The organism is Mycetocola sp. Y171 (assembly GCF_056713165.1).
Genome location: NZ_JBWYGX010000002.1, coordinates 1,162,089 through 1,187,169, shown reverse-complemented (window position 1 = coordinate 1,187,169; position 25,081 = coordinate 1,162,089). Strand labels below are relative to the sequence as shown.

Here is a 25,081-nt window from a genome sequence, read left to right as displayed (position 1 = left end):
CGAACACTCGAGGCGACGCGCGGCGTGACCAGGAGCCGTCGTATCTCAGAACTTATCGATTCGGGATCTGACATGGTCCGCTCCTGACTGTGCTCCGCGACGGTCAGGCAAAAAAATTCTGTAAGCCGCCCCTGCAGGTCAGTTTAGGACTTTCGGTCAGTCGCGCCACCTCACCCTTTTCGGGTGAGGTGGCCCCGGTTTACCACAAGTTCATCTCCCGGCTCGCGACGGTGAGCCGCCCATTTCGGGTGAAGAGGGTGTGCCCGGCCACCTCACCCGGGTCGGATGAGGCGACGTGCCTCCGCCGTCGCCACTCTTGTGGAACAGGGACAAGCAGGTTGCACAGAGTGTGTGCCGCATCGCTGGTGCCTCGCCGTCAACGGTCACATTCAACGAAAGGACAGATGATGGACATCTGGAACACACTCTGGGAATTCTTCTGGCTCTTCTTCTGGAGTTTCGCATTCATCGCCTACCTCATGGCGATCTTCTCGGTCATCGGCGATCTTTTCCGCGACAGCTCGCTCAGCGGCTGGGGTAAGGCGCTGTGGATCATCTTCCTGATCTTCCTGCCGTTCCTGACGGTCCTCATCTACCTGATCGCGAGGGGACAGGGGATGGCCGAGCGCAGCCAGAGGGACGCCGCGAACTCGCAGCGGGCGACGAACGACTACATCCGTGAGGTGGCTGGTTCGAGTTCCGCAGATGAGATCGCGAAGGCGAAGGCGCTCCTTGACGCCGGCACCATCACGAACGATGAGTACGCGGCTTTGAAAGCACGGGCGCTCAAGGCGAGCTGAACTGTAGACACCACTCACACCCGGCGGGTCCGGCGTCGTCGAACATCGACGACACCGGGCCCGCTTCTTCACGTCGTGGACGGTCCCGCCACATTCCTAGAATCGGCTGAGGCCGTCGCCGAGGATGATGGCGCCGATGAGAAGCAGCACGACAGCGGTCACCGTTCGAGCGTGCCGGACAATCCACCGCTCGGCGTTTTGGAGGCGGGGCCGCGTCGCTTCGGGGCGTGCGAGGGCCACAATCACCGGGACCGCCACCGTGCTGCCGCCTGCGATCGCGAAGATCGCGAGGGCCGCGACGATCTCAGCGTTCGTCAGCCTCGCCGTACCGATGATCAGCCCGGCCGCCGTCGACAACAGAAGTGCTTTCGGGCGAATGTTGAGAACGAGGCCCAGGGCGAGAGCCGTGATCGGCCTGATCGTGCCGACGGCCCGCAGCCATCGGGGCATCCCGGTTCGGGAGTCGCGGCCCCGCCGAACCAACAGCACGATGCCGGAGGCGATGAACGCGAGACCGATCACCGTCGCCACCATTGCGACCGTGGGCCCGCTGCCGAACATAGAGAAGGTCGGAAGAGACTGCACCCCGTATGCAAGCAGCCCGGTCACAAAGAACGATCCCGAGAGCAGGCCGATCACGAAGAGGATCGCCGAGACCGTCGAACGTGGTGCCAGGAGGATGGTGATCGTCACCATGATGGGCACCGTGCTGAGCGCCGCCGCCACCATCAGGGGGAGGAGCTGACCGATGACGCCGATCATGTTCCCTCCCGACTCGTCGCCGGTGGCGGCGCGTCAGCAGACCGAATCGCTCGTCTTCTGACGACCGTGACCGGTGGATCAGTACCTGTTGCCGAGCGCCTTCGCCTTCAACGCATCGAACTCTCCTGCGGAGATCACACCCTTGTCGAGCAGGGCCTTGGCCTGCGCAATGTCTGCGGCCGGAGCGTCGGACGCGCGTGGCGTGTAATCGGGTTCGCTGACGACTCCTCTGTCGCGACCCTGGCGGTCGGCCATCCCCGAACCGCGGGCGATCAGGTAGATCAGCACGGTGAGGAAAGGCACGAAGACCAGGAAGATGATCCAGACGGCTTTGAGCCAGCCGTTCAGGGAGCCGTCCCTGAAGATGTCGATGAGCACGGAGACGAGGGCGATGAGGTACGTGACGACGGCCACGCCCCAGAACGTGAGCCAGAACAGGGACCAGATGTTGTTCCAGATGGAATCCATGGGCGGGCCTCTCAGTCGAAAACGCTTGAGCCGAAGATATGCCCGCGGGCGACAGCGTTGACCACCCGCATCGGGTGATACTCGGCATCCGCCGCCCGGCCGCGGGGTGAGCCGTCGCCCCCTTGTCAGGCGCACTTCGGCGGGAGTAACGTGAGCCCGCCTCACCCGAGGCGATCCCCGTGAGTACCCGACCCGCGTCGATAGTTTCCGTCGTCAGACACCATCACAAGGAGCGGTCGTGGACCTCAGCAGAATCCTCATCAAGAACGACATCGTCTGGAAAGAGATCATCGGGGAACGGTGGCACACGCTCGCCGGCCTGTACCTCGATGGAATCGAGGTGACACAGGCGATCCAGTACTTCGACTCGGAAGAGCATCTGACGGATGCCAGTGATCGCGCCGCGGACAACGCCATCAGGCTCGTGACCGGCAAACCGGCCTGGGTGCGAGTGTTCGTCAACAGCTTCTTCGGTGCGTCGGGAGTCACCGCGACTCTCGACGTCCAGCGCCGTGAGAACGGCATCTTCTGGCGGACGATCGCGACTCTGAACCCTGACCCCTCGTCGATGACATCCGTTCCCTCGATCGGGGCGACCACATATGCGGCACGCCGGGGCGCGGCATCCGGTTCGGTCAACTTCATCATCCCTGCGGCCGAGATGATCGGAACCCTCCGGCTCACCGCGAACATCACTGCCGGCTCTCGGACAGCCCAGGGTTCAGTCGTCGTTGCGGCCACCCTGCGCCAGACGTTGCGACTGGCCGGTGTGATGATCTCGTACAACGGCCCGGCGAGCATGGCGGCGAACGCGCCCAATCTCACCATCGCGGCACCGAACCTGACGAACCTTCAGGCCATGTCCGGCACCGCGCTGACGTTGTTCCCCGTCGAATCGACCGCGCAGTTCCGCACGGCAGGCACGATCACGCTGACGACGCATCTCCAGCAGGCGGTGTTCCCGACGTCCGGCTGCGGTCCGGGCTGGGACGCCCTCCACTCTCAGGTGGCGAATGCCAGGACGGCGGACGGGAACCAGCCTGGCTGGGTGTACTACGGTCTGCTCCCGGCCGGTGTCCCGATGGGGCCGGTCGGCGGGTGTGGCGGCGGAGGAGTCGCGGTCGGTCCGATCAACCAGCCGGGGACACTGGCCCACGAGGCAGGACACGCCTGCGGACTCGAACACGCGCCGGCCGGCGGTGCGCCCAACCCCGACCCTTCGTATCCCGTCTACGAGCCGTACGCGCCTGCGTCGATCGGCGAGTTCGGTCTCGACGTCAACAACGGCGCCATCGCGTCGCCGCAGTCCTTTCGTGACTTCATGGCATACGGAGGCCCAAGCTGGATCGGGCTTTACCACTACGGGCGTCTCCTCAGCAACGACAGGCTGTCACCGAGGACCGTTGGCATCGACGAGTGGTGGTGGAAGGATCTGGTGTGGCAGGAGATCAGGAAGTGGCCGCCGATCCCCGAACCTGATCCGCCCTTCGACCTGCCACCGTTCGAGTTGGAGTTGCCGATGTCACCGCCCTCGCGTGCTGAGCAGGTCCTCTCGCTCATCGTGAAGGTTGTCGACGGCAGCGTTGCCGACGTGCTCCACGTCGCACGGGTCGAGGCGCACACCGCGCTTCATCGGGCGACGGAGACGTCGTTCACAGCGAACCTCAGAGACGAGGGTGGCGGACTGCTCGCCAGCGGCTCGTTCTTCCGGCTGGAGACCTCCGCGTGCGGATGCGGCGACGGTGGAGGCGGTCATCACGGCCACCGGGCACCGAAGACCTACCTCGCCCAGGCGTTCGTGGCGGATGTCGCACCCGGCTCCTCGATCGAGATCACGGATCGGGACGACAAGACCGTGTGGCGTCGAGAAGCACCTGCAGAGCCGCCGGTCGTCAAGGTCGGCGACGCCAGGCAGGACGACAACGGCGACCTCTGGGTGCAGTGGGATTCATCGGGAGACGTGGCCGAATATTGGCTCCGCTGGTCCGCCGACGGGCGGAGCTGGAGGTCGGTGGCCACAGGCCTCACCGAGCGCGAGGCCCAGATCCCGACGGCCGACCTGCCCGGGGGAGACGGATTGCTGCAAGTCGTGGCGCACGACGGATTCTTCTCCGCGTACTCCGAGCCATTCCCCGTCCCGCTCCGCAAGCAGCGGGGGTCCGTCGTCATCCTTCATCCGGTGGAGCAGTTCACATACCGGGCCGGTCAGACGGTCCGACTGTGGGCATCCATCGCCGGAACGGAAGGGGTCGGCGACGAGGCCGCATGGGCGGTCGACGGCAACGACGTCGCTCACGGACTGGACGCCTGGGTCACCCTCGAGCCGGGGGAGCGTGTCGTGACGGTCCGGATCGCCGATGCGGAGGCGAGTGTCACCGTTCAGGTCGAGCGTTCGCCTGAGTGAATCCAGCGCGGTCGCGGAGCCCTCAGTCGGGCTCCGCGAACGCCAGCCCGCGCGCGGCGAGCTGCTCGGCGAGGATGCGCACGGCTTTCGGACCGACGCCGTGGATCTGGAGAAGCTGCGATGGCGTGACGGCGGTCAGCTGGTCGAAACGGGTGTACCCGTGCACGGCAAGCTCGCGCCTGGCGGTCCTGCCGATCTCGCGTGGGAACTCCGTCGGAACCGCAGCGTCCTCAGGGGGCATGGTTCACGGCTCCTCCCTGTGACCTAGACCCCAGGGTCTGGTCGAGATGACTGCCGCCTGCCCCATGGACGAGACGCGCGGAACACCCGTTGACGATGGACATCTGCGGCGGGACGTGCCCGCACTCGACGTCGGCGATGATCGGCAGATCCAGCGACGCCAGCGCGTCCAGGACGGCCTCGTCCTGGGTCAGCGTCGGTGCGTTCGGGGCCGAGGTGCGGCCGATCAGGATCGCGGAGGCTCCATCGAAAAACCCTGCCAGACGCATTCCGTGCAAGGCTCGACAGATCAGGAACGCGTTCTCCTCCGACGCTTCGACATACACGAGAGTCGCCTCGTCCCCGTCCGCACCTCTGAGACGCGCTGTGTCGCCGTATCGGGTGCCGGTGAGAGGCGCGACCGTCTCGATGCAACCGCCGATGAGTCGTCCGGTGACATCGACCGGTGCCGTTCCGCTGTCCAGGCGCCGCCACGTTCCCGACCCGTTCATCGTGTGTGCGGTGAGTGCGGGATTCGCGGTCCAGTCCTCCCACTCGCCTGCGTGATGCACGCCGGCGGGCGACTGCCGGATGACGGACCCACCCGGTGACGAAGCGACGTCGATCCACGACGCCAGGGACTCCGGCAGATCGAACGGGGTGTCCATCAGGTTCGGGCCGTGAATCGTGGCCCACCCCGACAGCAGCGTGAGCGGGACGAGAAGGGTGGAGATGTCTGAGTAACCGACGACCCACGTCGGCTCCGCCCGCCCGAGCGCCTCGAAGTCGAGGTGCGGGAGCAGGTCGATCGCCGTCTCGCCACCCCACGGGGGAATGACGAGCTCGATGCCAGGGTCCAGGAGCATCCGCATCAATTCGGCTGCGCGTTCCTGAACGGGGGCGCTGATGTGTCCGTTACCGTCCATGCATGAACCGACCTCGACCCGGTAGCCGCGCGCTTCGAGCCACCGGACGGCGAAATCGAGCCGGCCGCGGTGCTCGGGGCCCACGCCGCTGGACGGCGAGGTGACCCCGATTCGCGCTTCGGGTGAAAGAGGGCGAGGGAAGCGGACAGTCATTGATCGGTGCCGGCCGACGGGGCTTCGGCAGGCTGGGGCGCCGGCGCCGGGGCCGTGCGGTCTTCCAGCATCCCGAGCAGCCAGCCGCCGGGGAGGAGGACGACGCCGATCGGGGTGAGCAACGCCGAGAGGAACCACAGGACGGACAGGAGGTCGTTCTCAACCGGGGTGAACTCACCGGTCGTCTGCGGCGGCTGCCACATCGACGCGTCAAGGGTCACGCCTGCGACGAGGAACACGATGCCCAGAACAATCGCAACACGAGAACTCAGACGTGGAGGCAGGCGCGGTTCATCGGCGGATGCCGCCGCCTCCGCCGCGACGTGTGCCCTGACACGGTGGATCTGTCCCGCGACGATCGACGCCACCAGGAAGGCGGCGCCCAGAGGAAGAGCGATACCGCCGAGGGTGATCACGACCCAGACGAGCAGGCTCGACGCCAGTTCCTGCCCGCCGAGAGCGAAGGCCGCGGTGACGACGAGGTTGCCGGTGAGCAGCCCGATGAGAGCGAGAACCGCTCCGAGCCACCAGCCGCGCCGGGGTGTCAGCCACATGGTGGTCATCCTTCGATCAGGTTGCTGATCAGGTCTAACTGGAGATTGGGCATGGCTCGAAGCTAGCGCAGTTCCTGCCGGGGCGAAATGGTGGAGATCAGCGGCCGGAGAGCGCCGGTGACAACCGGACCAGTCTGGCGGTGCTCGTCTCGTCGAGGTCGGCGACGGCGTCGCGGGACTTCACGAAGTCGGAGAACGAACGGAAGCCGAGCGCTTTCTCGCTGAACGATGGGTCCATCCGCTTCATCTGGGTCTTCACGTTGGAGCTGTGCAGCCAGTCGGCGTCGTCCTTTTCGTGGCCCAGGCGGAGGGCGCGTTCGAGCAGGCCGGTCGCGACCTCCTGCGGGTCTGGCTCGGGCTCGACGTCGTCTTCGATGACCGGGTCGGGCGACTTGGCCCGGCGCGACGCTCGTCTCCGTGCCGGCGCGACGGCAGAGTCAGGGTCGGAGAACACCGGGGCCACGGCCGCCGGGGCGTCCTTCGCCGGAGCATCCGTGGTCGCATCATCGGTGACAGGCTTCTTCGCGCGTGACGGCCGCGTGCTCGGAGCCTGTGCCCCGTCGGTCTTCGCCTGCGCCTTTTCAGTAACGGCTGGAGGAGCGATGGGCTTCACGCCCGGAAGGGCGTCGTATGTCGCGAATTCGTCGCACGCGGCGGCGAGCGAACGGCTCGTTGAGCCGGCGACCCCGATGCCGACGACGTACCGGCCGAGTCTTTTACAGCGCTGGGCGAGGGCGATGTAGTCAGAGTCGCCCGCGACGATGACCACGTGGGTGAGGTCGGGGAGCCGGAACATGTCCTCGACCGTGTCGACGGCCAGGCGGATGTCCGCACCGTTCTTCGCATACGCGGCAGCGGGGAAGAGCTGTACGAGGTCGACGGCACGGCTGACGAGCTGCCCGCGGTAGTCGGCGTTCACCTGGGCGGACCAGTCTGCGTACGCTCGGGTCAGGACGAGGGTTCCGAACGAAGAGGCGAAGTCGATGACGGCGCCGATGTCGACGGTGGCGCGTCCGAGTTTCTCGGCGATCTCGGGGTCGGCGTCGCGGTCCGAGGCGCTGAAGCCCCTCGCGCGATCGCGCATGAACTGGCCGCGTCCGTGCACCTGGTCATAGCGCGAGATCACGATGTTGTCGAAGTCGATGTAGACCGCGACGCGTGTGTCGACGGGTTCAGGCATGGGGGCTCTTCTCGCTGAGTGGTGTGCTCCCAGTCTGGCCTGTGCCCGGCGGACGCGCCAACAGCGGGGCGGATGTCATCGGGCATCCGCCGCGTCTCTCATTCGTCCGAAGAGGTCGCGAATCCACGATGCGCGGACAACAACTCGAGTTCCGGGCGGTTCGCCACCGAGCGCTCGACTTCGTCGAGGACGTCCACCGCATGGTGATGATCGGGGGACACGACGGTTGCGCCGATCGCGGCGCGCCGGTGCAGGTCGAGGTGTCCGACTTCGGCTGCGCTCACGTCGAACCGTCGCCGAAGGTCCGCGATCAGGGGGCGAACGATCGAGCGTTTCTCCTTGAGCGAGTGCACGTCGCCCAGCAGGAGGTCGAATTCGATCCAGCCGATCCACATGTCCTCAGGATGCCACGCCGTCGACGAGAACGGCGCCCGAACGAAACCGTTCGGGCGCCGTTCAGAGAATCGTGCTCAGTAGCGGGGTTTCCGCGCTGGCCTGTCGTCGCGCTTCGCGGGGCCGCCGCGGTCCGGACGCATCTCGATGAGCTTGCCGCCGATGCGGGTTGCCGCGAGGCTGTTGAGGACATCATCCGACAGGTTCGCTGGGAGCTCGACGAGCGAGAAGTCGGGGCGGATGTCGATGTGGCCGAAATCGTTCCGGCTCAGCCCACCCTCGTTGGCGATCGCGCCGACGATCTGGCGCGGTTCCACCTTCTGGCGCTTGCCGACCGCGATCCGGTAGGTGGCGAAGGGTGAATCGCCGCTGCGAGGGCGGCGTTCGGGGCGGTCGCTCCTGGCGTCGCGTCCACCACGGTCGCTCCGGCCGCCGCGGTCGTCGCGGGACTTTTCGCGTGATGCCGTCCTGTCACGCTCGAATTCCTGCTCGCGGCGCTGGGCGCGCTCGTCCTCAGCGGAGAGCAGCAGCGGGGAGTCGCCCTGCGCGACGACGGCGAGGGCGGCCGCGACGTCGACCTCAGGCACGTCGTGGTGCTCCATGTAGTGGCCGATGATGTCGCGGAAGCGACTGATCCGGTCTTCCTGGCCGAGGGCATCCGTGATCGCGTCGTCGAAGCGGGTCAGGCGGGTGGCGTTGACATCGTCGACGCTCGGGAGCTGCATCTGCGTCAGCGGCTGGCGGGTGGCCTTCTCGATCGCGGTGAGCAGGCGGCGTTCGCGCGGAGTGACGAAGCTGATCGCCGTTCCGCTGCGTCCGGCACGACCGGTGCGGCCGATGCGGTGCACGTAGGACTCGGTGTCGATCGGGATGTCGTAGTTGACGACGTGGCTGATCCGTTCGACGTCGAGACCACGGGCGGCGACATCGGTGGCCACGAGGATGTCGAGTTTGCCGGACTTCAGCTGATTGACGGTGCGCTCACGCTGGGCCTGGACGACGTCACCGTTGATCGCGGCGGCCGAGTAGCCGCGGGCACGCAGCTTCTCGGCGAGGGTCTCGGTCTCGTTCTTCGTGCGGGTGAAGACGATCATGCCTTCGAAGTTCTCCACCTCGAGGATGCGGGTGAGGGCATCCACCTTCTGCGGGTAGGAGACGACGAGGTAACGCTGGGTCGTGTTCACCGAGGTCGTGGTCTTGTTCTTGACCGTGATCTCTTCGGGGTCGTGCAGGTACTTGGCCGAGATGCGACGGATCTGGGCGGGCATCGTCGCCGAGAACAGGGCGACCTGCTTGTCGTCCGGGGTGTCGGCGAGGATCGTCTCGACGTCTTCGGCGAAGCCCATCTTGAGCATTTCATCGGCCTCGTCGAGGACGAGGTACTTCAGCTCGGACAGATCGAGCGTGCCTTTGTCGAGGTGGTCCATGATGCGGCCGGGCGTGCCGACGACGACGTGGACCCCGCGGCGGAGGGCAGACAGCTGGACGCCGTAGCCCTGTCCACCGTAGACGGGCAGCACGTGGACGCCTTTCAGGTGTGAGGCGTACTTCTCGAACGCCTCGCAGACCTGGAGCGCGAGTTCGCGGGTGGGGGCGAGCACGAGTGCCTGCGGGGTCTTCTGGGAGAGGTCGAGGCGCGACAGAATCGGCAGCGCGAACGCCGCCGTTTTGCCCGTACCGGTCTGGGCGAGGCCGACGACATCGCGACCGGCGAGAAGCGGGGGGATGGTCGCTGCCTGGATCGCGGACGGTGTCTCGTATCCGACGTCCCGCAGTGCTTTGAGCACCGCGTCATCGAGCCCGAGCTCGGAAAAGGTCTGGCCGGCGGTTTTTTCGTCGCTGGGCGTGGTGGTTTCAGGGGAAGTCATAGGTCTAACGGTAGTCCTATGCGGATGTGCATCCGTTGTGGGGATGCCGCTGGAGGTGCTTCACGCCCCGGATCGATCTCAGTTCGGCTTCGACGCCTTGCCGTCGAGCCACAGCTCGCTCGAGCCGTCGCTATGCACACCGCTCGTTCCGACGTGCTTGTCCGAGATGGTCGGACCGTTCTTCAGCACGTGGACGAAGGCCATCGCGTGTCCGCGCCCGAGGCCGTAGTCGTCCTTGAACCACTCGATGACAGCCGCGGCCTTGACCGGCGGCACATCGAGGCCGCGCTCACCCGCGATGGCGAGCAGCTGGCGCGGGGTCAGCCCCGTCTTCTCTTCAATGGTGTCCAGGTACGCCTGAAATGACATCCGTGCAACCTCGTTTCGTCTGCGTGTTCTCCTGCCTGATCAATCATGGCGAATGGAGGGGTCCTCGGCCAGTCGTCTGACCCCGGACTCTCGGCGCGTACTCAGGAATCCGGGAACAGCAGGGGCCGTACCCCTGTTCTCTTCAACGTGCCCATGCCCGACAATGGACAGGGTTCAACACTGAGGAGGCCACACATGACCGGTACCACTGAAACCGCGATTCTCGCCGGCGGATGTTTCTGGGGAGCGCAGGAGCTTCTCCGCAAGCGCCCAGGAGTGATCTCGACCCGGGTCGGCTACTCCGGCGGGGAAACCCCCAACGCGACGTACCGCAACCACGGTAACCACGCCGAGGCCGTCGAGATCGTCTTCGACCCAGAGCAGATCTCCTACCGCGATGTGCTCGAGTTCTTCTTCCAGATCCACGACCCATCGACGATGAACCGCCAGGGCAACGACATCGGCGCCAGCTACCGCTCGGCGATCTTCTACCTCAGCGAGGAGCAGAAGCGCGTCGCGGAAGACACCATCGCGGATGTCGACGCGTCAGGACTCTGGCCGGGCAAGGTCGTCACCGAGGTCACTGCGGCCGGTCCGTTCTGGGAGGCCGAGGAGGAGCACCAGGACTACCTGGTGAAGTACCCGAACGGCTACACCTGCCATTTCGTGCGCCCGGGCTGGAAGCTGCCGCGTCGTGAGGACGTCGCCAGCTAGCGAAAAGCACAAACGAAACGCCCCCGAGATCATCGGGGGCGTTTCTTTCGTCACGGACCGCACGGGACGGTGCCGGCGTGGTCAGGAGATGAGCACGTACACGAACCCGCCGATGCCGACGATACCGATGACGACGCTCAGCCAGAGGAGGAACCCAGGGATGCCCGCACGCGCTGGCCAGGTCGGGATGTGATTGCTCATGATCCCAGCCTACGGCGAACGCGCGCGGTGCCGCCAGATCGTGTCAGCGTGAGACCGAACTCTCCGCGAGGATTCCGTCGATCTGTCCCATCGCCTCGGTCATTCCCTCGATCATGCCCATCTCGGACATCTGCTGGAGCTGCTCGGCGCTTGTGAACCTGGTGACCGAAATCATCCGGGTCACGCCGGCATCCTGCTCGAAGGTGACGACGCACCGGGTGGTGTCCTCCGGATCGAGGGGCTCACCGTCGTCGCCGGCGAAACCGTCTTCGAACTCGAGCCGGTTCGGTGCGTCGATGGCGATGACTTTCCACCAGCCGTGAGCCTTCTGGCCCTCGGGTCCGGTCATGTAGTAGCGGGCGTCGCCGCCGGGAGTGAACTCGAGGCGATCGAACGTCGCCGGCCAGGTGGGCGGTCCCCACCAGCGCTCGAGCTGCCTCGGGTCTTCCCAGACCTGCCAGACACGGTCGACGTTCGCGTCGAACTCAGCGGTGAAGGTGAGCGTGAGGTTTTCGACGTCCTTGTGAGAACTGACTACAGTCACTGTTCTTCTCCTTTCGGTGGGCCGGCGAGAATTTCGCCGATCCGGATGGCACGGTCGTGCCAGATCTGTTCGTAGGCACCGAGCAGATGGGCTGCCCGGCGGAGAGACTCGACGTTTCCATGCACGATCTGCTCCCGTCCTCGTCGCTCCTTGGTGACGAGCGTCGCCCGTTCGAGCACGGCGACGTGCTTCTGTACGGCGGCGAAGCTCATGGCGTAATGCTGAGCAAGCATCGACACCGACTGTTCTGTCTGAAGGGTCCTGGTGACGATGTCGCGACGGGTCGCATCCGCCAGTGCCTGGAAGATGCGGTCCACTTCGCTGTCGCTCAACTGATATACAACCATTTGGTTGTACGTTAGCACAGCGTCCACGGCAATACCAGTGGTCCATAACCCGGTAGTTCACGCGTCGTACTGGAACACCTCGTCGAGCGGCACGCCGAACGTCATGGCAATCTGAAAGGCGGTCTCCAGTGAGGGGGAGTAGCGGCCCTGTTCGATCGCGATCACCGTCTGGCGGGTGACGCCGATCTGTTCGGCGAGCTCGGCCTGGGTCATCTCACCGCGCGCGAAGCGGAGGGCTCGAATCGAGTTCGTCACCCGGCTTTTCTTCACCACTGGGCGAACCCGCGGCGGTATGCGGTGATCTTCACGATGGTGGCCGCCACAGCGGCGAGGACGAAGGCAAGGTAGATCACGTTGGCGATCCAGAACGTGTCAGCCTCGAGCATCGCCAGAAGCAGGGCGACGATCGCGCCGGCCAGCACGAACGCGTGGCCGATGTACTCGCCCCTGCGATAGATCTGGCGATCCCGCTGGTCCTTCTTCTCCCTGTCGGGTCCGGAAGAGATGCCGATGACGATGCCCGCGATGATGCCGGCCAGGATCGCGCCGCCGATCGTGGACAGCATCGGCAGCACGTACGGCGTGGCGGTGAGCGGCGTCTCCGACTGGGACAACAGGACGACCAGGTAGGTCACGTACCCGGCGACGGCGATGATCCCGAACGCCCAGGTGTTCTTCTCCTCAGACGACATCGGATGCCCCCGTGTTCGATCGGTCGCCGAGCTTGCGTCCCGAGATGAGGAGCCAGAAGATCAGTGCCACTTCACCGACGAAGGTGAAGAGCGCGAAGGTCGGCGAGAAGTCCGGAACGAGCACGGCGCCGAATCCGTCGGCAAGGTAGCCCAGCCCGGCTATGACGAGCAGGACGCCGAAGATTCGCGGCATGAAGCCTGACCGGAAGCCGAGCCAGCCGATGACGAGCAGGTGAACGGCGAAGAGGATCAGGCTCACCTGCCAGGTGGCGTCGTAGGCCTCGATCGCGCGCATCGCCTGGGCGGGTTCGTCGAGAAGTGCAGGAACCGTCACGAGCTGGCTCACCGCGACGACCAGGCCGCCGGCGTATGCCGCGCGGAGTGCGGCGGCTGTCACCGCGAGGCCCCGGTTCACGGGCTCGAGAATGACGAGCAGGGCGACGGCCACGACGATGTCGAGGAGAGCCACGATGATCATCGCAGCGATGCCGGCGCGGAAGAGCGGTTCGGCTGCGGCGATGTTCGCGGTGGTCCTGGCGGCGTCGCCTGCCGCGATGAGCGGGGTCAGGGCGCCGAAGTTTGCCCAGCCGCCGAGGACGGCCATGAGCGCGAGCGAGATGCCGGCGACCATGCTTGCCTGACCGGGAGCGGCGGCGGCGTGTTGGGTGTGTCCGTGCGGGCGTGCCCGTGGTGGGCGGTGAAGTGTGGCCATGACCGGCTCCCTGGTTGACGGGTGGATTACGTAAATGTAAAACAGACCAGACTCAATGTCAAGAATTCTTTACATGATGTCAGGTTGACCAGACATCGAGCGGGTCAGAGCCACCGTGAACGTCGGTCGTCCTGGTGTTAGTGTGACCGCCGGGGCGGATCCCGCCAGGATTCATCGCGATGAAGGAGAGCACGTGGACGGCGCCACTGAGGATGCGTGGTCGGCGGTTGCGGGGGAGTGGGCTGAGCTCTGGGGCGACGTCGCACACCCCGTCCGCCGACGGATCATGGAGCTCACCGGCATCCGTACCGGCTCACACGTGCTCGACGTCGGCTGTGGCAGCGGAGAATTCCTCGCCATGCTCGAGCGGGCCGGCGCGGTGACGGCGGGCATCGATCCAGCCCCCGCGATGATTGAACGGGCGCGGTCGCGTGTGCCGGCCGCAGACCTCCGGCTGGGTTCCGCCGAGTCTCTCCCATGGCCGGCGAACACCTTCGATGTCACTGCTTCCGTCAACGCGCTTCAGTTTGCTGACGACACTCACGCCGCGCTCGGCGAACTGGCGCGGGTCACTGTTCCCGGCGGGTTCATCGCTGTCGCGAACTGGGCGGAGGGGGAGCGCAACGACCTCAATGTCATCGAGGCCGCCGTCGCGGCATCCTTCGACGAGGAACTTCTGCCGGACGGTGACCTTCGCATGCCGGGAGGTCTGGAACGACTGGTCGACGGCTCTGGTCTGCTCGCGCTGGCCTCGGGACTGGTGGAGGTGCCGTGGGAGGTGCCAGACGATGTCCGGCTCGTCCGCGGCATTCTGATGGGTGAAGACGCAGACGGACTCGCCGCCGGCGCTGCAACAGTGATCGAGGCGGCGCAACCCTTCCTGACCGGTGGCGGGGGATACCGGCTGGTGAACGCGTTCCGGTATGTGATCGCTCGGACCCCACCGGCCGACGGTGCTCGCGCGGAGCATTGAAGCCGAAGTCAGGTCGTGCGGTGGGTGCCCGGCGTCGTCGCCCGATCTGAGCGCACAACAACCGCAGGATGAGCCGCTACGGTCTGCAGTTCGAACGGAAATGGACGGTACGTCCCAGGCACCGCGTCGGTGCACAGCGGATCCGTGCCACGGTCCATCGATGGGCTCCTCCGCATACTGACTGTTCCGGTGGGGAATGCTATCGGCACCCTGTGCGGTCCAGAATGAAGGCATGCCCACCGTGCTGCATGTCGTCCGTTCCATCGTCGCGCCGGTCACGCGCACGCGTCTGTTCCGTTGGATCGGTCCACGCGTGCTTCCGCCACTTGAACGTCTCGTTCGTGTTCTCAGCAGGGGTCGCATCCAGGTGAGCGGCCTCCTCGTTCCGTCGCTCGTGTTGCATTCGGTCGGGGCGAGAAGCGGTGTCGTTCGCGACACCGTTCTGATGTACACGCCGGACGGCAGCGGGCGCGCCATCGTCGCCGGCACGAGCTTCGCCCGCGACAGGCACCCTTCGTGGACCTACAACCTGGCGGCACACCCGCAAGCGTCGATCACGGTGCGCGGGAGATCGTTCGCGGTTCACGCGAGCCGGATCGCCGACACCGAGCGCGACGCGGCATGGCAGCGCATCGAAAGGCAGTGGCCCGGCTATCGCGGCTATGAGCGGGATTCAGGAAGGACTGTGCGCCTCTTCCTTCTCCAGCCGGTTCGCAGCATCCCAGCCGAAGAAGAGGTCCCGCATGATGGCACTCGCGATCCACTCGACCGACCCCTCTGACGGGGAACGGATCCCCAGGCACTTCTCAACGGAAGGGGAGAACGACAGTCGTCCGTCGGCGTGATCAGTCGGCGAGGTCGGGCGGCCAGACCACCCGGAATCGCTCGAGCACGATCTCGTCCGATTGGCTCCAGGTCGTTCCCCGTGCGGCGCAGGTGCGGGTCCAGTAGTTCGCGTGCCCACGCCTCCAACTCGCCAGCGTGCGGTCGTCCTCGCCCTCGTCCCACGCGAATGTCTCGTCGACGCTGTCGAAGGTGCCGAGCCGGAATTCGACGCTGCGCATGATGATCCGTGGTATGCCTGTGCTGTCGCAGGCGATCCAGTGCGAGCCGATCCTCGGCAGGGGGTCACCGTCGGCAGCGAATGCGGCGGCCAGCTCGGCTGTCGCTCGTTTTGCCCCGTGCATCACCTCGTGCAGCAGTTCGTCGGCCAGGCGCGCTGAATCGCCGAAGTGTTCGACGGTGTATTCGGGGCAGGTGCGTACGGCGTCCGGGTGGGCGGCGGAGTACTCGGCCCAGAACGCCGCCCCCGCCGCGGTGTCCGGCGCTGCAGCCGGGAGTTCATGATCAGGCATCCGTCCAGTGTTCCAGATGGCCGAGTCGCACGGGTGAGCTGTCGGCCCCGGATGCTCCCCACTGACGGGCGGCGAGACGTCACGACGATTATCGTGTTCGGATGACGACCACACGAACACGTGCCCTGGACGCGGCCATCGAGCTTGTCGGGACCGAGGGCCTCAGGGCTCTCACCCACGTGAGGGTCGACGACCAGGCCACATTGCCACGGGGATCGACGTCGAACTACTTCCGTACACGGGCGGCGCTTCTCGCCGGCGTGGTCGAGCGCATCATCGATCGCGAGCTACCCCAGGTGGAGGCGGCGGAGGAACTCCCTGCCACCGCCGATGAACTCATCGACGCCCTCTGCACGCTGCTCGACGCCACCACGGGCCAGGGGCGGACGCTCACGACCGCGCGGCTCGTCGTGTTCCTCGAGGCCAGCAACGACCCGGACCTGCGGGAAGCCCTGGCCAGGGGGCGTGTCGCCATGGAGGCCGCAACGGTCGGGATGCTTGCGCGGATGGGTGCCACGAATCCGGAGCCCGGAGCAGCTGCGATCATGGCATGCTCTGAGGGTGTCATCCTCCATCGGATCGCCCGCCACGACGAGACCGACCCCCGCGCGGTGATCGAACTCGTGGTCCGTGCCGCCCTGCACTGAACTCGAAGGTGTCGGACGGTCGTCGTATGCTCGGCAGCATGAGCTCGCGAGAGAAGGTCCGCGTGTGGATCGAACCGTGGGGCGCCGATGACCAGCCGGTGCTCGAAAGAAGCAACACTCCGGAGATGACGCAGTTTCTGGGCGGGCCGGAAACCCCCGGGCAAATCGTCGCGCGTCAGGCGAAATTCCTTCGACTGTGGGAGTCAGGAGAGGCCCGCATGTTCACGATCCACGCCGAGGGCATCGCCGAAGCCGTCGGGTCGGTCGGATACTGGACGACGTCCTGGCACGATGTTCACGTTTACGAGTCGGGCTGGAGCGTCGCAACCGCCTATCAGGGCCACGGTTTCGCGTCGCAGGGACTCTCAGCGTGTCTCGATCACGCTGCTGACCACGGCGACAGGGATGTCGTCGTGGCATTTCCCCGGGTCGACAACACGGCGTCCAATGCCCTCTGCCTGGCCCTCGGCTTCGACCTCAGCGGGGTGGAAGATTTCGAGTACCCGCCGGGCACACCGATCCGCGTGAACGCGTGGAGATACGACCTCGTTGCCCTTCGGAGTCGGCCCCGGCCGGGGGGAGATGCCACATCCACCCTGCAAGAATGACGTCGTGACTCTCACGGCATTCCACTTCGGCGACCAGACCATCACGCTGCGCCGGGCCGGTCTCTCCGACGTTCCCGGCATCGTCTCCCTTCTCGCAGCCGACCAGTTGCGCGCAAACGTCGACTCGACGGCCGACGCGCATCGAGCCGGCTATGAGCGGGCGTTCCGAGCGATCGACGGCGACCCGGCGCACCTTCTCGTCGTGGGGACCGATGCTCACGGCGGCGTCATCGCCACCATGCAACTGACGTTCATTCCCGGCCTGGCTCGAGGCGGAGCAACTCGACTCCAGATCGAGGCGGTCCGTGTCGACGCCGACCTGCGAGGGATTGGCGTCGGTGGCGCGATGATCGAATGGGCCATTGATGAGGGACGGCGACGCGGTGCGACCCTGGTGCAGTTGACCTCCGACCGGTCCCGCGCCGCCGCTCACCGGTTCTACGAGCGACTGGGCTTCGAACAGTCACACGCCGGCTTCAAGCGCGCCCTCTGACGTCCCTTGCCCGACCTGGAGTGACGGGTTGACGCATTGGTCGGCCGGGAGCAGTATGGGCGCGTTAACACCGCGCTGCAGCTACTGAATCCCGTGGCCAGAGAGCGGGAAAGCGACGAACGCCGGGATGGCCTCCCCGCACCCACGAACATCCGGTCACGTCACATAACCACCGGAGAATCCAATGAAAACCTCACGAACAGCATTGTTCGGTGCCGCCGTCGCGGCACTTCTCCTGCCGGCACTCGTCGTGCCGAGCGTCGCAACTGCGACACCGAAACCCCATCAACCCACGGTCTCCGTCCTCGCCTCCGGGCTGGAGGGAACGAGCGGGAGCGCGTTAGGCCCTGACGGGGCACTATACGTCCCCGAAGGACTGACCGGCGAGATCACCCGGGTGGACCTGCGGACAGGGCGGACCTCCACCTTCGCGAGCGGCCTGCCGGAGAGAGTAGGTGACCTCGGGGGCGCCATCGACGTGGCCTTCGTGGGTCGCACCGCATACGCGCTCGTCACGCTCGTCGACGCTGATTCGTTCGGCGGCACGAGCATCAGCGGCATCTACCGAATCGACGACCGCGACAGCTGGACCGTCGTCGCGGACATCGGGGCCTGGTCGGTCGCGAACCCGCCTGACACCGACTTCTTCGTCGCGAGCGGCGTCCAGTTCGCCCTTGAGACCGTGAGGGGCGGCTTCCTCGTCAGCGACGGGCACCACAACCGCGTCCTGTTCGTGTCTCATCGGGGAGTGATCTCCGAAGCGATGACATTCGGCAACATCGTCCCGACGGGTCTGGAGGTCTCCGGCCGCACGGTCTATCTCGCAGAGGCAGGGCCGTCTCCCCATGTCCCTGCAGATGGCAAGGTGGTCGCATTCCCGCTGAAGGCCAGGTCAGCTGAGGTGCGGACTGTGGCCGCCGGCTACAGCCTCCTGGTGGATGTCGAACTGAGCCGATGTGGGCGCCTCTTCGCGGTGTCCCAGGGCGACTCGGTCCTGAACAATCCCGAAGGCGCGCCAGGCAAGCCCGACAGCGGTGAATTGCTCAAGGCCAATCGCAACGGCACCTTCTCCGTCGTCGCAGGCGCGCTCGACTGGCCGACCTCGGTCGAGCTGGTCAGGGACAACGCGTATGTCGTGACCCTGAACGGCGAGGTGCTGAAGATCACGAGTGTGACGGGGAAGGGGGAGTGCCGCGGGCACAGTCACCGCTGACACGCACACACAGACGGACCCCCGCTTCGGTGCAGTCGAGGCGGGGTCCTCCCTGTCTGGACGGAGGCGGCGTCCGCGGGTCAGCCCTTCTTCCGAGCGGTCACGAGCAGGTACTCCCAGTCGATGGCACCTGACCCGCGATCGAGCCGGCGGCCGAGCTCCGCCAGTTCGCGGTCGAGAGATGCGACGCGTTCGGCGTCGTCACCGATGTTCCTGTAGGTCGCGATCGTGGGACCGTAGCGCTCCTTGAAGTAGTCGCGAAGCGCTTCACCAGAGTCGAACATCGTCACCGCGAGGTTCTTCCGAGTCGCGGTGACGTCCGTGACTGCGTCGCCGAGGAGCGAACGGACATGGGTTTCGTCACCCCATCGCGGCGGTGGAGTCGCCCCGGGTGGCGGTGGCGGCGCGTACGGTTTCATCGTCGCGAACATCTGGCCGATGAAGCCCTCAGGCGTCCAGTTGATCAGGCCGATCGTGCCTCCTGGCCTGCACACTCGGAGAAGCTCAGCAGCGCTGACCTCGTGGTGCGGCGCGAACATGATGCCGACCGTGGAGATCACCGTGTCGAATTCCCCGTCTGCGAACGGAAGCGCCTCGGCATCCGCCTGCTTCCAGTCCAGGCTGACGCCGAGCTCCTCCGACCGCCGGCGACCCACGTCGAGGAGTTCGGGGGTGAGGTCGCTGGCGACGACGCTGGCACCGGCCTGAGCGGCCGGGATGGCTGCATTGCCTGACCCGGCTGCGATGTCGAGAACGCGTTGCCCGGGTCCGATCCCGCAGGCGTCGACGATGGTCGTGCCGAGTTCGGAGATGATGTCAGACGCGAGCGTCGGATAATCCCCGAGTGCCCACATGGAGCGGTGTTTGGCCTTCAACGCGCGATCGGCATCCGTATCTGTGATGACATCCGTCATCGTTCTTCCTTTCGTTCGGGCGGCGCTGAACCATGCCGCCGGCTTTTTCTCCCTCAGGATGCGCCGCTTCGATCCTTCCGACAAGGGGGCCCTGTGCGATGCCCATGGCCCGTCGGCCTGCCACGCGGGTAGGTTGTCAACATGGCAAACGACGCAGTTGTGCTTCCGGTCCCTGGTCCGAACGGCGAACGCGAGGTGCGCATCTCCAGCCCCACCCGTGTCCTCTGGCCGGAGCCCGGCATCACCAAGCTCGACCTCGCCCGCTATCTCATCGGTGTCGGTGACGCTTTTATCCGGGCGAACGGAGACCGACCCGTCTCGCTGCAGCGCTTTCCGGGAGGGATCGACGGCGAACAGTTCTTCTCGAAGAACCCGCCGAAGGGAGCCCCGGACTACGTCCGTGCCGTTCCCGTTGTGTACCCGAGCGGCCGGTCCCATCCGCAGCTCGTCCTCGACGAACCGGCGGCGGCGGTCTGGGCCGCTCAGATGAACACCGTGGTGTTCCATCCGTGGCCGTCGCGCGCCGGCGACTCCGACAATCCGGACCAGCTGCGCATCGACCTCGACCCGCAGCCGGGCACCGACTTCGCCGATGCCATTCCCGCCGCGTTCGAGCTGCGCTCGGTCCTCGAGGAGGCAGGGCTGACCGCTTACGTCAAGACCAGCGGCAACCGCGGCATCCACGTATTCGCGCCGATCGAACCTGTTCGTGAGTTCCTCGACGTGCGGCACGCCGTCATCGCGACGGCCAGGGAACTCGAACGTCGGATGCCGGACGCGGTCACGACGAACTGGTGGAAGGAAGAGCGCGGAGAACGGATCTTCGTCGACTTCAACCAGGCCAACCGCGATCGGACGATGGCCGGGGCGTACAGCCCGCGTGCTCTCGCACACGCTGCGGTGTCATGCCCGCTCGACTGGGCTGAACTCGAGGGTGCAGACCCGACGGCGTTCACGATCCTCACCGTCCCTGAACGCCTCACGAGGGTCGGCGATCCGTGGGAGAACATGCACGACGAGCCCGGCACCATCGACGTCCTGCTCGAGTGGTGGGAGCGGGACGTCTCGAATGGGCTCGGCGAGCTTCCATTCCCGCCAGACTTCCCGAAGATGCCGGGGGAGCCACCCCGTGTGCAGCCGAGCAGGAAGAACGCGAAGAATTGGGACGAGGACGAGAAGAAGATCGATTAGTCGAGTACGTCGCCCTGCACGCTCAACAGGAGGCACGCACTCAGATCCGGCGTTTCTTCCTGTTGAGCGTCGCTGGGGACAGTTTCTTCCTGTCGGCGTGAGCTCTGACTAGTCGAGCACGTCGCTGAGGTCGTACGCGATCGGTCGGTCGAGCTGGTCGAAGGTGCACGATGTCGCTTCACGGTCAGGGCGCCAGCGGAAGAACTGCACTGTGTGCCTGAACCGCATGCCCTCCATCTGGTCATACCTGACCTCGAGCACGCGACTGGGCTCGAGCTGGACGAAGGTCCTGTCCTTCCCGGACGAGAATCGGCTCCGATCCTTCTCGCCGGTCACGGCGGCTCCGTCATCACCGCGGACGACGAGAGGCGCCAGTTCGTCGACGAGCTCCAGGCGTTTCACGTTGCTGAATGCCGACGCCCCGCCGACGCCCTGCAGGTTCCCGTCCGCGTCGTAGAGCCCGAGGAGGAGCGACCCGACTCCCTGTCCGCTGGTGTGTACGCGGTAGCCGAGTAGCACGACGTCGGCCGTCCGATGGTGCTTCACCTTGAGCATCCGCCGTTTCCCGGGGGAGTAGGGCTCCGCAAGGGGCTTCGCGACCACACCGTCGAGCCCTGCCCCCTCGAACTCGACGAGCCAGTCGCGGGCCAGCGCCACATCGGTCGTGGTCCTGGTGAGGTGGAGCGGATGTTCGAGGGGGCCGACGAAGGACTCGAGCGCGGCTCGCCGCTCTGCGAACGGGGTGTCGAGGTAGCTGTCGTCGCCGAGCGCCAGGAGGTCGAACGCGACGAACATCGCCGGCGTCTCAACAGAGAGCATGGCGATCCGGCTGGCGGCCGGGTGGACCCGCTGGGACAGTGCCTCCCAGTCGAGTCGCTGGCTACCCGGCTCCCCGCTCGGTACGACGATTTCACCGTCGAGGATGCAGGGGGAGGGGAGGAATCGGGCGAGGGCATCCGTGAGTTCGGGAAAATACCGGGTCAGCGGCTTGGCGCCACGACTGCCGATCTCCACGGTCGTGCCGTCGAACGAGACGATCGCCCTGAAGCCGTCCCACTTCGGTTCGTAGCTGAGTCCGCCCGCGACGCTGTCGGGCTCGGGAACGGAATCCACCGCCTTGGCGAGCATGGGGGCGGGAAGGGCGGCAGGCGAGAAGTCCATGGGTCGATCCTGCCCGAGTGACGGCTCCGGCGACAGGGCCGGATGGTGAACGTCAACCCTCATGACGGGCGGCATCGCCGGTGTTAGCGTTCTGGCACTGTGCAGACCTTCCTCCCGTATCCGTCATTCGTCGACAGCGCCCGCGTCCTCGACCGCGCCAGACTCGGCAAGCAGCGTGTCGAGGCGCTGCAACTCCTGCGAGCCGTCACGATCCCCACATACGGCTGGCGCCACCACCCGGCGGCGAAGATGTGGCGGGGCTACGTCCCCGCACTGACGCGGTACGGTCTCGACATGACGGATGCCTGGATCGAGCGCGGTCACGCCGACTCGGTCCGGCCGCAGATCCTCGAATTCGCTCCGGAGGTGGAGACGCTCGGCCAGGACGAGCTGGACCTGCCGCCCTGGCTCGGGAACCACGCCCTCCACCTCAGTCATAGGTCGAATCTTCTCCGGAAGGACCCTGAACACTACGGCGGACTGTTTCCCGGAGTTCCCCACGACCTTCCATACGTCTGGCCGACGGAGACCCGGTAGGACCGTGGCCACCGCTTTCATCGGCATCTCCGGTTGGAGGTACAAACCGTGGAGGGGTGTGTTCTACCCGAAGGGCCTCGTCCAGAAGAATGAGCTCGCGTTCGTCGCAGAACGTCTCAACTCCGTCGAGATCAACGGCTCCTTCTACGCGCTGCAGACTCCGGCGAGCTTCCAGCGCTGGGCCGCAGAGGTGCCTGATGGCTTCGTCTTCGCGGTCAAGGGCGGACGGTATCTCACTCACATCCTCCGGCTGAAGAACATCGAGACGGCCCTGCCGAACTTCCTCGCCTCAGGGGTCCTCGCACTCGGCCCCATGCTCGGTCCGCTTCTCTGGCAGCTGCCACCGACCCTCGCATTCGACGCGGGTCTCATGCGGTCATTTCTCCACGCACTCCCGCGCACCACCGCCGCCGCGGTCGAGGTCGCGCGCGGCCACGACGAACGCCTCGATGGGCGATCGTGGCTGCGGACAGATGCGGACAGGCCACTCCGGCATGCGGTCGAGGTCCGGCATCCGAGCTTCGAATGCCAGGAGTTCGTCGAGCTGATGCGCGAGAACGATGTCGCGATCGTGGTTGCGGACAGTGCCGGGCACTTTCCGCAGATCTTCACGGTGACTTCGGACATCGTCTACGTCAGGCTCCACGGGGCACAGGAACTTTACGTCAGCGGCTACCCGGACGCCTTGCTGCGCACGTGGGCCGATCGGATCGGGGGCTGGCTCACCGGCGCGGGAATACCGGACGGCAGACCGAGGGATGTGTACGTGTACTGCGACAACGACGTGAAGGTGCGCGCGCCGTACGACGCCATGCGGCTGCGAGAGCTCGTGGCGGAGCGACACCCCTGAGTTTCGACACGACCGGCGTCAGCGACGGGGCGCCGAACGCTCGGCGAGGAACGCGTGCACAGAAGAGATCACCACAGAGCCCTCGCCGACGGCAGAGGCCACGCGCTTCACCGAGCCGCGCCGGACGTCGCCGATGGCGAAGAAGCCGGGGACGGACGACTCAAGAGCCCCAGGCGGCCTCTCGTGGGACCAGATCCGCCTGCCGCCCTCGAGCACCACGTCGCTTCCGGTCCAGACGAATCCCCAGTTGTCGCGAAGCACCGCCGCTGGAACCCAGTCGGTGTGCGGGGCAGCACCGATGGTGATGAACAGGGCATTGCTCGGTACCGTCGTCTCCTCGCCGCTGACCCGATGGCGAAGCACGAGATGGTCGAGCCGGTCTCCATCCCCACCCCCTCCGACGACCTTGGCCTGGGTGATCACGGTCACGCCCGCTGCGGTGAGTTCGTCGATGAGGTACTGCGACATGCTGGCGGCGAGGTTCTCGCTGCGAACGATGAGCGAGACGGATGCCGCGTAGCGGGCCAGGTGCAGGGCGGCCTGCCCGGCGGAGTTCCCGCCGCCGACGACATGGACGATCCTGCCGGACTGTGCCTTGGCTTCGACGGCGGACGCCCCATAGAACACGGCCGAACCCACCCACGGGTCGAGCCCGGCGATGGCCAGTCGACGGTACGACACTCCGCTGGCGAGTACGACCGAACGGGCTCTCACGGTGTCCGTCCCGACGTCGAGCAGGAACCCGTCCTCGTCGATCTGCATTCCGGTGACCGCCCTCGTATGGGCGAACCGGGCACCGAACACCCAGGCCTGCTGGTACGCGCGCTCCGAGAGTTCCGCCCCTGAGACGCCGCGGGAGAATCCCAGATAGTTGCGAATGAGCGAGCTGGAACCTGCCTGCCCGCCGATCGACTCCCGTTCGAGGACGAGCGTGTCCAGCCCCTCGGAGGCGGCGTAGACGGCAGCGGCGAGTCCGCCTGGGCCCGCGCCGACGATGGCGAGGTCGACAGTGCCTGTCGGAAGCACGGTGTTGAGCCCGACCGCTTCGGCCAGCTCGGCATTGTCCGGGTCGACGAGGAGCCGGCCATCGGTGAGCCGGACGGCGGGGGCATCCGGCTCGGCCGTCCCCGTCTCCTCCGCTGTGGTCCGCGCGAGCGGTGACCCCGGTTCGGCGTAACGGAACCGGATGCCGGCGCGCGAGAGAAAACGGCGGATTTCGTGTACGCGGGGGAGAGCGTCACGCCCGAGGACCACGGCGTCGGGTGGGTGATCAGCGGCCGCCCGCTCCCACTCGAGGAGGAACTCGGTCACCGTGCGGTGGAAGTATTCGTCAGGACTGCGCCTCGGCAGGATGACGTAGTAGTCGATCTGGCTCCTCGTCATGGCCGTGAGGATCGACTCGGCGACGGACGAGTCGACCCAGGATCCCCACCGGATGACGAGACCGCGGCGCACATCGGGAAACAGCCGCCTGGCGACGTCGAAGACGGTGTTGCCGTCCTCGTCCTCGGTGAGGTCGTCGGAGAGCAGGAGCGCGACCGGATCGCCTGCTGTAGACGCCGAGCGAAGCGCCCCGGCGGATTCGGCTGCGCTCGCCGATGCCGTGATGCGGTAGTCCGTGGCGTAGCGACGGCGGAGCTCGGCGACGAGCCGGTCACGGATGGCCGCGTCCGCCGCGCAGGTAAGGATGATCGGCACCCGTGCCCCGCCGTTGTCGACCGTCATCACGTCCTCCGCCCCGTCCCGGCCAGGTCCGCGCGTGCCTCGCGGTGGTGCCGCGTCGATTTCTGCGGGCGAGTGTACTCCGGGCTGCTGGCTGGCACCACCGGTCGG

At 66.3% G+C, this 25,081-nt stretch carries 30 protein-coding genes; 12 read left to right on the top strand and 18 right to left on the bottom strand.

All coding sequences use genetic code 11. The annotated features are described in order from the left end of the window. Window positions 1–407 precede the first annotated feature (407 nt). A complete protein-coding gene (locus tag AC1M2K_RS15385; RefSeq protein ID WP_480241613.1) occupies window positions 408–800 on the top strand; it encodes a PLD nuclease N-terminal domain-containing protein in 393 nt (130 codons plus the stop codon). A 96-nt stretch (window positions 801–896) separates the two neighbouring features. Here AC1M2K_RS15385 and AC1M2K_RS15380 read toward each other — a convergent pair whose 3' ends face one another. Continuing rightward, window positions 897–1,562, bottom strand: a complete 666-nt coding sequence (locus AC1M2K_RS15380) for a GAP family protein (RefSeq protein WP_480241612.1) — start codon at window positions 1,560–1,562, stop codon at window positions 897–899. Between the two features lie 78 nt (window positions 1,563–1,640). Next, the gene (locus AC1M2K_RS15375) at window positions 1,641–2,030 is read right to left on the bottom strand and encodes an SHOCT domain-containing protein (RefSeq protein ID WP_480241611.1); all 390 of its coding nucleotides are present in this window, start codon (window positions 2,028–2,030) and stop codon (window positions 1,641–1,643) included. A 238-nt stretch (window positions 2,031–2,268) separates the two neighbouring features. On the opposite strand from AC1M2K_RS15375, the gene AC1M2K_RS15370 reads away from it, so the two are divergent. Then, window positions 2,269–4,434: a M66 family metalloprotease gene (locus tag AC1M2K_RS15370; RefSeq protein WP_480241610.1), complete on the top strand. Its 2,166-nt coding sequence runs from the start codon at window positions 2,269–2,271 to the stop codon at window positions 4,432–4,434. Window positions 4,435–4,456: 22 nt separating this feature from the next. On the opposite strand, the gene AC1M2K_RS15365 is transcribed toward AC1M2K_RS15370, so the two are convergent. From AC1M2K_RS15365 to AC1M2K_RS15335, 7 genes are all read right to left on the bottom strand, one after another. Further along, window positions 4,457–4,675 (bottom strand): helix-hairpin-helix domain-containing protein, encoded by a 219-nt coding sequence (locus tag AC1M2K_RS15365; protein WP_480241609.1) that lies wholly within the window; start codon window positions 4,673–4,675, stop codon window positions 4,457–4,459. Beyond that, window positions 4,665–5,732, bottom strand: coding sequence for a S66 family peptidase (locus tag AC1M2K_RS15360; protein ID WP_480241608.1), 1,068 nt, complete (start codon window positions 5,730–5,732; stop codon window positions 4,665–4,667). Before AC1M2K_RS15360 ends, AC1M2K_RS15365 begins: the two co-directional genes overlap by 11 nt. Further along, window positions 5,729–6,286, bottom strand: coding sequence for a hypothetical protein (locus tag AC1M2K_RS15355; protein WP_480241607.1), 558 nt, complete (start codon window positions 6,284–6,286; stop codon window positions 5,729–5,731). Before AC1M2K_RS15355 ends, AC1M2K_RS15360 begins: the two co-directional genes overlap by 4 nt. A gap of 97 nt (window positions 6,287–6,383) precedes the next feature. After that, window positions 6,384–7,466, bottom strand: coding sequence for an NYN domain-containing protein (locus AC1M2K_RS15350; protein WP_480241606.1), 1,083 nt, complete (start codon window positions 7,464–7,466; stop codon window positions 6,384–6,386). A 98-nt stretch (window positions 7,467–7,564) separates the two neighbouring features. Further along, on the bottom strand, window positions 7,565–7,861 hold the full coding sequence (locus tag AC1M2K_RS15345) for a DUF503 domain-containing protein (protein ID WP_480241605.1): 297 nt from the start codon (window positions 7,859–7,861) through the stop codon (window positions 7,565–7,567). Window positions 7,862–7,936: 75 nt separating this feature from the next. Continuing rightward, complete coding sequence (locus AC1M2K_RS15340; protein WP_480241604.1) at window positions 7,937–9,727, bottom strand: DEAD/DEAH box helicase; 1,791 nt, start codon at window positions 9,725–9,727, stop codon at window positions 7,937–7,939. 78 nt (window positions 9,728–9,805) lie between these two features. Then, the gene (locus AC1M2K_RS15335; protein ID WP_480241603.1) at window positions 9,806–10,096 is read right to left on the bottom strand and encodes a DUF4287 domain-containing protein; all 291 of its coding nucleotides are present in this window, start codon (window positions 10,094–10,096) and stop codon (window positions 9,806–9,808) included. Between the two features lie 195 nt (window positions 10,097–10,291). Between AC1M2K_RS15335 and msrA the strand changes: the two genes are divergently transcribed. Further along, window positions 10,292–10,810, top strand: coding sequence for a peptide-methionine (S)-S-oxide reductase MsrA (gene msrA / locus AC1M2K_RS15330; protein ID WP_480241602.1), 519 nt, complete (start codon window positions 10,292–10,294; stop codon window positions 10,808–10,810). Window positions 10,811–11,054: 244 nt separating this feature from the next. Here the strand turns inward: msrA and AC1M2K_RS15325 are convergent, their stop codons facing one another. Genes AC1M2K_RS15325 through AC1M2K_RS15305 form a run of 5 tightly spaced genes read right to left on the bottom strand, consistent with a single transcriptional unit; the run spans window position 11,055 to window position 13,306 of the window. Then, a complete protein-coding gene (locus tag AC1M2K_RS15325; RefSeq protein WP_480241601.1) occupies window positions 11,055–11,555 on the bottom strand; it encodes an SRPBCC family protein in 501 nt (166 codons plus the stop codon). After that, complete coding sequence (locus AC1M2K_RS15320) at window positions 11,552–11,902, bottom strand: ArsR/SmtB family transcription factor (RefSeq protein WP_480241600.1); 351 nt, start codon at window positions 11,900–11,902, stop codon at window positions 11,552–11,554. The genes AC1M2K_RS15325 and AC1M2K_RS15320 overlap by 4 nt, the downstream gene beginning before the upstream one ends. 57 nt (window positions 11,903–11,959) lie before the next feature. After that, on the bottom strand, window positions 11,960–12,175 hold the full coding sequence (locus tag AC1M2K_RS15315; protein ID WP_480236301.1) for a helix-turn-helix transcriptional regulator: 216 nt from the start codon (window positions 12,173–12,175) through the stop codon (window positions 11,960–11,962). Further along, the gene (locus AC1M2K_RS15310) at window positions 12,169–12,594 is read right to left on the bottom strand and encodes a hypothetical protein (protein WP_480241599.1); all 426 of its coding nucleotides are present in this window, start codon (window positions 12,592–12,594) and stop codon (window positions 12,169–12,171) included. The genes AC1M2K_RS15315 and AC1M2K_RS15310 overlap by 7 nt, the downstream gene beginning before the upstream one ends. Further along, window positions 12,584–13,306: a DUF4386 domain-containing protein gene (locus AC1M2K_RS15305; protein ID WP_480241598.1), complete on the bottom strand. Its 723-nt coding sequence runs from the start codon at window positions 13,304–13,306 to the stop codon at window positions 12,584–12,586. The genes AC1M2K_RS15310 and AC1M2K_RS15305 overlap by 11 nt, the downstream gene beginning before the upstream one ends. Window positions 13,307–13,499: 193 nt before the next feature. On the opposite strand from AC1M2K_RS15305, the gene AC1M2K_RS15300 reads away from it, so the two are divergent. Together AC1M2K_RS15300 and AC1M2K_RS15295 are read left to right on the top strand one after the other, a co-directional pair. After that, complete coding sequence (locus AC1M2K_RS15300) at window positions 13,500–14,279, top strand: class I SAM-dependent methyltransferase (protein WP_480241597.1); 780 nt, start codon at window positions 13,500–13,502, stop codon at window positions 14,277–14,279. A gap of 232 nt (window positions 14,280–14,511) precedes the next feature. Next, entirely contained in the window at window positions 14,512–15,060 is a 549-nt protein-coding gene (locus AC1M2K_RS15295; protein ID WP_480241596.1) for a nitroreductase family deazaflavin-dependent oxidoreductase, read from the top strand. Window positions 15,061–15,124: 64 nt separating this feature from the next. Here AC1M2K_RS15295 and AC1M2K_RS15290 read toward each other — a convergent pair whose 3' ends face one another. Further along, entirely contained in the window at window positions 15,125–15,634 is a 510-nt protein-coding gene (locus AC1M2K_RS15290) for an ASCH domain-containing protein (RefSeq protein WP_480241595.1), read from the bottom strand. Between the two features lie 101 nt (window positions 15,635–15,735). Between AC1M2K_RS15290 and AC1M2K_RS15285 the strand changes: the two genes are divergently transcribed. The 4 genes from AC1M2K_RS15285 to AC1M2K_RS15270 all read left to right on the top strand — a co-directional run bounded on the left by AC1M2K_RS15285 (window position 15,736) and on the right by AC1M2K_RS15270 (window position 18,595). Then, window positions 15,736–16,281: a TetR/AcrR family transcriptional regulator gene (locus AC1M2K_RS15285; protein WP_480241594.1), complete on the top strand. Its 546-nt coding sequence runs from the start codon at window positions 15,736–15,738 to the stop codon at window positions 16,279–16,281. Between the two features lie 38 nt (window positions 16,282–16,319). Then, window positions 16,320–16,889, top strand: coding sequence for a GNAT family N-acetyltransferase (locus tag AC1M2K_RS15280; protein ID WP_480241593.1), 570 nt, complete (start codon window positions 16,320–16,322; stop codon window positions 16,887–16,889). Window positions 16,890–16,893: 4 nt separating this feature from the next. After that, the gene (locus AC1M2K_RS15275) at window positions 16,894–17,382 is read left to right on the top strand and encodes an N-acetyltransferase family protein (protein ID WP_480236309.1); all 489 of its coding nucleotides are present in this window, start codon (window positions 16,894–16,896) and stop codon (window positions 17,380–17,382) included. Window positions 17,383–17,566: 184 nt separating this feature from the next. Beyond that, window positions 17,567–18,595, top strand: a complete 1,029-nt coding sequence (locus AC1M2K_RS15270) for a ScyD/ScyE family protein (RefSeq protein ID WP_480241592.1) — start codon at window positions 17,567–17,569, stop codon at window positions 18,593–18,595. A gap of 80 nt (window positions 18,596–18,675) precedes the next feature. On the opposite strand, the gene AC1M2K_RS15265 is transcribed toward AC1M2K_RS15270, so the two are convergent. After that, complete coding sequence (locus AC1M2K_RS15265) at window positions 18,676–19,509, bottom strand: class I SAM-dependent methyltransferase (RefSeq protein ID WP_480241591.1); 834 nt, start codon at window positions 19,507–19,509, stop codon at window positions 18,676–18,678. Between the two features lie 141 nt (window positions 19,510–19,650). Here AC1M2K_RS15265 and ligD point away from each other — a divergent pair, with 141 nt between their 5' ends. Next, entirely contained in the window at window positions 19,651–20,700 is a 1,050-nt protein-coding gene (gene ligD / locus AC1M2K_RS15260; RefSeq protein WP_480241590.1) for a non-homologous end-joining DNA ligase, read from the top strand. 108 nt (window positions 20,701–20,808) lie between these two features. On the opposite strand, the gene AC1M2K_RS15255 is transcribed toward ligD, so the two are convergent. Continuing rightward, window positions 20,809–21,861 (bottom strand): ATP-dependent DNA ligase, encoded by a 1,053-nt coding sequence (locus AC1M2K_RS15255; protein WP_480241589.1) that lies wholly within the window; start codon window positions 21,859–21,861, stop codon window positions 20,809–20,811. 99 nt (window positions 21,862–21,960) lie between these two features. Here AC1M2K_RS15255 and AC1M2K_RS15250 point away from each other — a divergent pair, with 99 nt between their 5' ends. Then, window positions 21,961–22,398 (top strand): MSMEG_6728 family protein, encoded by a 438-nt coding sequence (locus tag AC1M2K_RS15250; RefSeq protein ID WP_480241588.1) that lies wholly within the window; start codon window positions 21,961–21,963, stop codon window positions 22,396–22,398. A 4-nt stretch (window positions 22,399–22,402) separates the two neighbouring features. Next, window positions 22,403–23,248 (top strand): DUF72 domain-containing protein, encoded by an 846-nt coding sequence (locus AC1M2K_RS15245; RefSeq protein WP_480241587.1) that lies wholly within the window; start codon window positions 22,403–22,405, stop codon window positions 23,246–23,248. An 18-nt stretch (window positions 23,249–23,266) separates the two neighbouring features. Here AC1M2K_RS15245 and AC1M2K_RS15240 read toward each other — a convergent pair whose 3' ends face one another. Continuing rightward, window positions 23,267–24,973 (bottom strand): NAD(P)/FAD-dependent oxidoreductase, encoded by a 1,707-nt coding sequence (locus AC1M2K_RS15240; protein WP_480241586.1) that lies wholly within the window; start codon window positions 24,971–24,973, stop codon window positions 23,267–23,269. Window positions 24,974–25,081: the final 108 nt, after the last annotated feature.

Coding starts and splice junctions, on each gene's coding strand:
- AC1M2K_RS15385 (WP_480241613.1), top strand. CDS start 408: ATGGACATCTGGAACACACTCTGGGAATTCTTCTGGCTCTTCTTCTGG.
- AC1M2K_RS15380 (WP_480241612.1), bottom strand. CDS start 1,562: ATGATCGGCGTCATCGGTCAGCTCCTCCCCCTGATGGTGGCGGCGGCG.
- AC1M2K_RS15375 (WP_480241611.1), bottom strand. CDS start 2,030: ATGGATTCCATCTGGAACAACATCTGGTCCCTGTTCTGGCTCACGTTC.
- AC1M2K_RS15365 (WP_480241609.1), bottom strand. CDS start 4,675: ATGCCCCCTGAGGACGCTGCGGTTCCGACGGAGTTCCCACGCGAGATC.
- AC1M2K_RS15360 (WP_480241608.1), bottom strand. CDS start 5,732: ATGACTGTCCGCTTCCCTCGCCCTCTTTCACCCGAAGCGCGAATCGGG.
- AC1M2K_RS15355 (WP_480241607.1), bottom strand. CDS start 6,286: ATGTGGCTGACACCCCGGCGCGGCTGGTGGCTCGGAGCGGTTCTCGCT.
- AC1M2K_RS15350 (WP_480241606.1), bottom strand. CDS start 7,466: ATGCCTGAACCCGTCGACACACGCGTCGCGGTCTACATCGACTTCGAC.
- AC1M2K_RS15345 (WP_480241605.1), bottom strand. CDS start 7,861: ATGTGGATCGGCTGGATCGAATTCGACCTCCTGCTGGGCGACGTGCAC.
- AC1M2K_RS15340 (WP_480241604.1), bottom strand. CDS start 9,727: ATGACTTCCCCTGAAACCACCACGCCCAGCGACGAAAAAACCGCCGGC.
- AC1M2K_RS15335 (WP_480241603.1), bottom strand. CDS start 10,096: ATGTCATTTCAGGCGTACCTGGACACCATTGAAGAGAAGACGGGGCTG.
- msrA (WP_480241602.1), top strand. CDS start 10,292: ATGACCGGTACCACTGAAACCGCGATTCTCGCCGGCGGATGTTTCTGG.
- AC1M2K_RS15320 (WP_480241600.1), bottom strand. CDS start 11,902: ATGGTTGTATATCAGTTGAGCGACAGCGAAGTGGACCGCATCTTCCAG.
- AC1M2K_RS15310 (WP_480241599.1), bottom strand. CDS start 12,594: ATGTCGTCTGAGGAGAAGAACACCTGGGCGTTCGGGATCATCGCCGTC.
- AC1M2K_RS15305 (WP_480241598.1), bottom strand. CDS start 13,306: ATGGCCACACTTCACCGCCCACCACGGGCACGCCCGCACGGACACACC.
- AC1M2K_RS15295 (WP_480241596.1), top strand. CDS start 14,512: ATGCCCACCGTGCTGCATGTCGTCCGTTCCATCGTCGCGCCGGTCACG.
- AC1M2K_RS15290 (WP_480241595.1), bottom strand. CDS start 15,634: ATGCCTGATCATGAACTCCCGGCTGCAGCGCCGGACACCGCGGCGGGG.
- AC1M2K_RS15285 (WP_480241594.1), top strand. CDS start 15,736: ATGACGACCACACGAACACGTGCCCTGGACGCGGCCATCGAGCTTGTC.
- AC1M2K_RS15280 (WP_480241593.1), top strand. CDS start 16,320: ATGAGCTCGCGAGAGAAGGTCCGCGTGTGGATCGAACCGTGGGGCGCC.
- AC1M2K_RS15270 (WP_480241592.1), top strand. CDS start 17,567: ATGAAAACCTCACGAACAGCATTGTTCGGTGCCGCCGTCGCGGCACTT.
- AC1M2K_RS15265 (WP_480241591.1), bottom strand. CDS start 19,509: ATGACGGATGTCATCACAGATACGGATGCCGATCGCGCGTTGAAGGCC.
- ligD (WP_480241590.1), top strand. CDS start 19,651: ATGGCAAACGACGCAGTTGTGCTTCCGGTCCCTGGTCCGAACGGCGAA.
- AC1M2K_RS15255 (WP_480241589.1), bottom strand. CDS start 21,861: ATGGACTTCTCGCCTGCCGCCCTTCCCGCCCCCATGCTCGCCAAGGCG.
- AC1M2K_RS15240 (WP_480241586.1), bottom strand. CDS start 24,973: ATGACGGTCGACAACGGCGGGGCACGGGTGCCGATCATCCTTACCTGC.